The organism is Kitasatospora sp. MY 5-36 (assembly GCF_001182915.1).
In the GTDB taxonomy this organism is placed as follows: domain Bacteria; phylum Actinomycetota; class Actinomycetes; order Streptomycetales; family Streptomycetaceae; genus Kitasatospora.
The window spans coordinates 1-6,248 of the sequence record NZ_LFVW01000661.1; the positions used below are offsets into that span (position 1 = coordinate 1).

Here is a 6,248-nt window from a genome sequence, read left to right on the forward strand (position 1 = left end):
CGGCCCCGGGGGGCACGCCGTCCGCGGTGCCCTCGCCGGCGCCGCCGTCCGGCGCCGCGCCGAGCGCGGTGCCCGTGCGCCGGGCGCTCTCCGAGGCGGAGAGCAAGCCGGTGTACGACCTGGACCCGGAGCGGAAGGTGGTGGCGCTCACCATCGACGACGGGCCGGACCCCCGGTACACGCCGACCGTGCTGTCGATGTTCGAGCAGTACGGGATCAGGGCCACGTTCTTCCTGATCGGCGAGAACGCGGTCGAGCACCCCGCCCTGGTGCGGGAGATCGCGGACCGCGGCCACCACATCGCCAACCACACCTGGACCCACCCCGACCTGCGGCACCTGTCGGAGGGCAAGGTGCGGGACGAGCTGGAGCGCACCTCCGACCTGCTGCAGCGGACCACCGGCCGGCAGCCCACCTGGTTCCGTGCGCCGGGCGGGGACTTCTCGGCGGTCTCGCTCAAGGTGGCCGCCGACCTGGGGATGCGGAACATGGCCTGGTCGGTGGACCCGCGGGACTGGGCCCGGCCGGGGACCTCGGCGATCATCGACCGGGTCCTCAAGAACGTCCGGCCCGGGTCGATCGTGCTCAACCACGACGGCGGCGGGGACCGGTCGCAGACGGTGGCGGCGTTGAAGGCGTACCTGCCGGTGCTCGTCGACTCGGGGTATCTCTTCACGGCTCCGCCGAACTGAGTTTCGTATGACGGGGCAGGTCGCGGTTTTAACCCTTAAACCACTCGAATGGGTGGATTAGAAGAACCGTTTCTGCGTTTTTTGGGCCTCTAGGGTGATCTCGCACCAATTAACCGGGTACTGCCGAGTACCACCTGAAAGGCCCTCACTCATGCGTCTCCGCAACGCCATGCTCGCCGCCGCCAGCGCCGTCGCCCTCGTCCTCGCCGTCCCGTTCTCCGCGAATGCCGCGACGGGCGACTTCCTCTACAAGGTCGGTCCCGGGGTCCCCGTGGGCCTGGCCGACCCGCAGAGCCGCGAGTGCATCGACCTGCCGTGGACCACCGAGGAGGACCCGGGCTTCGCGCCGGAGAACCGCACCCAGTCCACGGCCACGGTCTTCCTGGACTTCGGCTGCTCGGGCGACGTCTTCTACGTCATGAACCCCGGCAAGAAGCTCGGTGACCGGCTGAAGCTGCGCTCCGTGGTCTTCTCCTGAGCGCCGGGGAGCGCGGGGTGGCCGGGGCCGGGCGGGCGGCGTAGGTTCGAACTGTCCGGCCCGGTCGCCGGCCCCTCGCCGTGCCCGTACGCCTGTCGTCGTCGCGCGGCCCGCCGTGCCCGTGGTCGGGCGCCGCAGCCTGGGCAGAGCGAAGGAGGGCCTGGGATGACCGGCAACGGCTACGCGCACCCCGAGGCGTTGGTCCGCACCGAATGGCTGGCCCACCACCTGGACGACGGGACGATCAGGGTCGTCGAGGTGGACGAGGACACCGAGGCCTACGACCGGGACCACATCCCCGGCGCGGTCGGCTGGAACTGGACCACCGACCTGCACAGCCAGGTCGGCCGGGACTACATCGACCGCGACGGCGTCCAGCACCTGCTGCGGGCGGCCGGGGTCGAGGACGACACCACCGTGGTGCTCTACGGGGGCAACAACAACTGGTTCGCCGCCTACGCCTACTGGCTGTTGCGGCTGCGCGGCTTCGGGCCGGTGCGGCTGCTGGACGGCGGGCGCAAGAAGTGGGAGCTGGAGGAGCGGGAGCTCACCCGTGCGGTGATGGACTACCAGCACAGCGGGTTCCGGTTGAGCGGGCCCGAGCGGCCGGAGCTGCGGGCGCTGCGGGACGAGGTGCTGGCGAGGGCCGAGGTGTTCGCCAAGCCCGGGGCGGACGCGGTGCTGGTGGACGTCCGCTCGCCGGCCGAGTTCCGGGGCGAGCTGATCGCGCCCCCGCACCTGCCGCAGGAGCAGGCGCAGGTGCCCGGGCACATCCCGGGCGCGGTCAACATCCCGTGGTCCCAGGCGGCCAACGACGACGGGTCGTTCCGTTCGGCGGAGGAGCTGCGGGCGCTGTACGGGGGGAAGGGCGTGGAGCCGGAGCGCGAGGTGATCGCGTACTGCCGGATCGGCGAGCGGTCCGCGCACACCTGGTTCGCGCTCACCGAGCTGCTCGGGTACCCGCACGTGAAGAACTACGACGGCTCGTGGACGGAGTACGGCTCGTTGGTGCGGGCGCCGGTGGTGCTCGGGGCGTGAGGGGCAGGAAGGGCAGGAAGGGCAGGAAGGGCAGGAGGGGTGCGAGGGGCTTCAGGGGCCTCAGGGGTGGGTGAGGCGGCGTGACGGCTTCGCGGCTGGGCTGCGAAGCCGTCGTGTCGGCGGGTTTCTTTTCATGAACATCTCACCGGAGGGGAGTGGACGAGGGGCTGCCGGGACAAGGATCGATCCGACCCAATCGTTCCGGTGATCCCTGGAGGACCTCGTGCGCAAGAGGCTGATCGTCTCTGCTGCCAGTGCTCTGAGCCTGTTCCTGGCCGTTCCCGCCTCGGCTTCCGGCTTCCAGCCGGGCGCGGCCGGGGTCGGCGACCCGTACTACCCGACCTACGGCAACGGCGGGTACCGGGTCTCGCACTACGACATCCGGTTGAAGTACCAGCCCGCCACGGACGAGCTGGAGGGCACCACGACCATCCTCGCGACAGCCACCCAGGACCTCTCCCGGTTCAACCTCGACTTCGCGTTGGACGTCTCGGAGGTGCGGGTCAACGGCCGGGTCGCGAAGTTCGCCACCAGCGGTGAGCAGGAGCTGGAGATCACCCCCGCGCGGCCGCTCGCCAAGGGCGCCCAGGCCACCGTGGTGGTGCGCTACAAGGGTGTGCCCTCCACCGTGAAGAAGTACGGCTTCACCAGCTGGCACCGGACCCCGGACGGCGCCGTGGCGGCGAACGAGCCCGAGGCCGCCTGGTGGTGGTTCCCGAGCAACGACCACCCGAGCAACAAGGCCACCTACGACGTCTCGGTGCTCGTCCCGGACGGCAACCAGGTGATCAGCAACGGCGTGCTGACGGGAACCACCTCGCAGGCCGGCTGGACCCGGTACAGCTGGCGGGAGAACAAGCCGCAGGCGACGTACCTGGCCACGCTCGCGGTCGGCAAGTTCGACATCACCCGGGACACCACGCCGAGCGGGCTGCCGGTCTACAACGCGTACAGCAAGGACCTCGGCGAGAACGCGGACGCGGCGCGGGCGAGCGTCGAGCGCACCGGCGAGCTGGTGGACTGGCTGAGCGGCTACTTCGGCGAGTACCCGTTCAGCTCGGTCGGCGGCTACGTCCCCAATGTGCCGACCGGCTACGCCCTGGAGACCCAGACCCGGATCTTCTACAGCCCCCGGCAGTTCGCCCGGGGCACCAACACCTCGGTGGTCGTCCACGAGCTGGCCCACCAGTGGTACGGGGACAGCGTCTCGCTCTCCAAGTGGAGCGACATCTGGCTGAACGAGGGCTTCGCGCGGTACTCGCAGTTCCTCTGGTCGGAGCACGAGAACGAGGGAACCGCGCAGGAGCTCGCCGACTACGTCTACGCCTCGCACCCGGCCGACGACCCGTTCTGGAAGGTCAAGCCGGGCGACCCGGGCCCGGACGACCAGTTCTCCGGCGCGGTGTACGACCGGGGTGCGGTGGCCGTCCAGGCGCTGCGCAACGCCGTCGGGGACGAGAAGTTCTTCAAGATCCTGAAGGGCTGGCCCACCGAGCGCCGCTACGGCAACGCCACCATCCCGGAGTTCCAGGCCTATGCGGAGAAGGTCTCCGGGAAGAAGCTCGGGGACGTGCTGAACACCTGGCTGTTCACCCCCGGCAAGCCGGCGGTCGGGCCGGTGCCGCCGGGTGCCGCGGCTGCCGCCTCGCTGGCGCCGGCCGCGGGCCGGGTGGAGGGTCAGCTGCCGGCGGAGCCGAAGTCCTGGAAGCAGATCCAGGAGACCAACTCGGTGCACCAGTCCCACAGCTGACGACATGTCGGAATGGTCGGCGTGACGGCTTCGGGGCGCGGGCGCGAAGCCGTCATGTCGGCGCATTTCTTTTTATGAACATCTCACCGGAAGGGAGTGGGGGAGGGGTTGACGGGACAAGGATCGGTTCAACCCCATCGTTCCGGTGATCCCTGGAGGACCATGTGCGCAAGAGGCTGATCGTCTCTGCTGCCAGTGCCCTGAGCCTGTTCCTGGCCGTCCCGGCCTCGGCTTCCGGCTTCCAACCCGGCGCGGACGGCGTCGGGGACCCGTACTACCCGACCCTCGGCAACGGCGGGTACCGGGTCTCGCACTACGACATCCGGTTGAAGTACCAGCCCGCCACCGACGAGCTGGAGGGCACCACGACCATCCTCGCGACAGCCACCCAGGACCTCTCCCGGTTCAACCTCGACTTCGCGCTGAAGGTCTCCGAGGTGCGGGTCAACGGCCGGGTCGCGACCTTCGCCACCAGTGGCGACCAGGAGCTGGAGATCACCCCCGCGCGGCCGCTCGCCAAGGGCGACCAGGCCACCGTGGTGGTGCGCTACAAGGACGTGCCGTCCACCGTGGAGAGGTACGGCGGCTACACCGCCTGGCGCCGCACCCCGGACGGTGCGGTCGTGGCCGGCGAGCCCGTGTCGGCCGCGTGGTGGTACCCGAGCAACGACCACCCGAGCAACAAGGCGACCTTCGACGTCTCGGTGCTGGTGCCGGACGGCAACCAGGTGATCAGCAACGGCGTGCTGACCGGGACCAGTTCGCTGGCGGGCTGGACCCGGTACAGCTGGCGGGAGAACAAGCCGCAGGCGACTTACCTGGCGACCCTGGCGATCGGCAAGTTCGACATCACCCAGGACACCACCGCGAGCGGGCTGCCGGTCTACAACGCGTACAGCAAGGACCTGGGCGACAACGGCGCCGCGGCGCGGGCGAGCATCGAGCGGACCGGCGAGCTGGTGGACTGGCTGAGCGGCTACTTCGGCGAGTACCCCTTCAGCTCCGTCGGCGGCTACGTCGCCAACACCTCGTCCAGTGGCGCCCTGGAGACCCAGACCCGGGTCTCCTACGGCCCCGGGCTGTTCGCCCGGGGCACCAACACCTCGGTGGTCGTCCACGAGCTGGCCCACCAGTGGTACGGGGACAGCGTCTCGCTCTCCAAGTGGAGCGACATCTGGCTGAACGAGGGCTTCGCCGAGTACTCGCAGTTCCTCTGGTCCGAGCACGAGAACGAGGGCACCGCGCAGGCAGTGGCCGACTACATCTACGCCTCGCACCCGGCCGACGACCCGTTCTGGACCGTCAAGCCGGGCGACCCGGGTGAGGAGAACCAGTTCTCCGGCGCGGTGTACTACCGCGGCGCGGTGGCCATCCAGGCGCTGCGCAACGCCGTCGGGGACGAGAAGTTCTTCAAGATCCTGAAGGGCTGGCCCACCGAGCGCCGCTACGGCAACGCCACCATCCCGGAGTTCCAGGCGTACGCCGAGAAGGTCTCCGGCCAGAAGCTCGGGGACCTGCTGAACACCTGGCTGTTCACCCCGAGCAAGCCGGCCGTCGGACCGGTGCCGCCGGGTGCCGCGGCCGCGGCCTCGCTGGCGCCGGGCGCGGACGCCGGCCGGGACGCGGTGCCGGTCGAGCCGAAGTCCTGGAAGAAGATCCAGGAGGCCGGTTCGGTGCACGAGGGCCGGCACTGACGGCAGGGCGGTACGAGGGCGTTCGGGTCGGCGGTTCCGCGCGCGCTGCGGGGACCGTCGGCCCGGCCTATGCCTCCCCGGGGCCGTCCGCCGCCAGCAGTTCGGTGAGGCGGCGGACGGCGAAGGGTATGAGCTCGCGGACCGGGACCAGGCGGCAGGGCGCGGCGCCGACCAGGACCTCGCGGATGCCCGCCAGCTCCTCGAACTCCCGCCCCACGACCGGGAAGTGGGTGTCGTTGTCGTCCCCCACGTCCGGTGCCTCGATCCAGACCCGCTCGCCCTGGATCGCCATCGGGAAGCGGCGGAGCTTGAGCCGGCGGTTGGGGGCGAAGGTCTCGGCGTAGTGCAGGAAGGTGTTGCGGTTGTGGCCGACGCCGACCAGCAGCACGTGCCCGCCGAGGTCGTGCAGCGCGCCGAACGGCGACTCCCGGCCGACGGCGAAGCCGAGCGAGCGCCGGGCGGTGACCTCCCGGGCGTGCGCGCCGACGGCGGCGACCGAGACCTGCGGGTGGGTGCTGCGCAGGCTCTCCGGCAGGGCGCGCAGCGCCTCCGCGACCGCGCCCGTGTCGCAGGGCAGCCCGGCGTGGAACAGCGGG

Annotated in this window: 6 protein-coding genes; 5 read left to right on the plus strand and 1 reads right to left on the minus strand. The window is 70.7% G+C overall.

Features of this window, described 5'->3' with window-relative positions; genetic code table 11:
- The 5 genes from AE652_RS32985 to AE652_RS33005 all read left to right on the plus strand — a co-directional run.
- Window positions 1-692, plus strand: a 692-nt coding sequence (locus AE652_RS32985; protein WP_082346131.1) for a polysaccharide deacetylase family protein, incomplete at its 5' end; no start/stop codon positions are given.
- A gap of 151 nt (window positions 693-843) precedes the next feature.
- On the plus strand, window positions 844-1,170 hold the full coding sequence (locus AE652_RS32990; RefSeq protein WP_049658296.1) for a hypothetical protein: 327 nt from the start codon (window positions 844-846) through the stop codon (window positions 1,168-1,170).
- A gap of 165 nt (window positions 1,171-1,335) precedes the next feature.
- Window positions 1,336-2,208 (plus strand): sulfurtransferase, encoded by an 873-nt coding sequence (locus AE652_RS32995; protein ID WP_049658298.1) that lies wholly within the window; start codon window positions 1,336-1,338, stop codon window positions 2,206-2,208.
- Window positions 2,209-2,431: 223 nt separating this feature from the next.
- Entirely contained in the window at window positions 2,432-3,958 is a 1,527-nt protein-coding gene (locus AE652_RS33000; RefSeq protein ID WP_049658301.1) for a M1 family metallopeptidase, read from the plus strand.
- Between the two features lie 164 nt (window positions 3,959-4,122).
- Entirely contained in the window at window positions 4,123-5,652 is a 1,530-nt protein-coding gene (locus AE652_RS33005; protein ID WP_049658303.1) for a M1 family metallopeptidase, read from the plus strand.
- 67 nt (window positions 5,653-5,719) lie between these two features.
- On the opposite strand, the gene AE652_RS33010 is transcribed toward AE652_RS33005, so the two are convergent.
- Window positions 5,720-6,248, minus strand: a 529-nt coding sequence (locus AE652_RS33010) for an AAC(3) family N-acetyltransferase (protein WP_049658305.1), incomplete at its 5' end; no start/stop codon positions are given.

Coding starts and splice junctions, on each gene's coding strand:
- AE652_RS32990 (WP_049658296.1), top strand. CDS start 844: ATGCGTCTCCGCAACGCCATGCTCGCCGCCGCCAGCGCCGTCGCCCTC.
- AE652_RS32995 (WP_049658298.1), top strand. CDS start 1,336: ATGACCGGCAACGGCTACGCGCACCCCGAGGCGTTGGTCCGCACCGAA.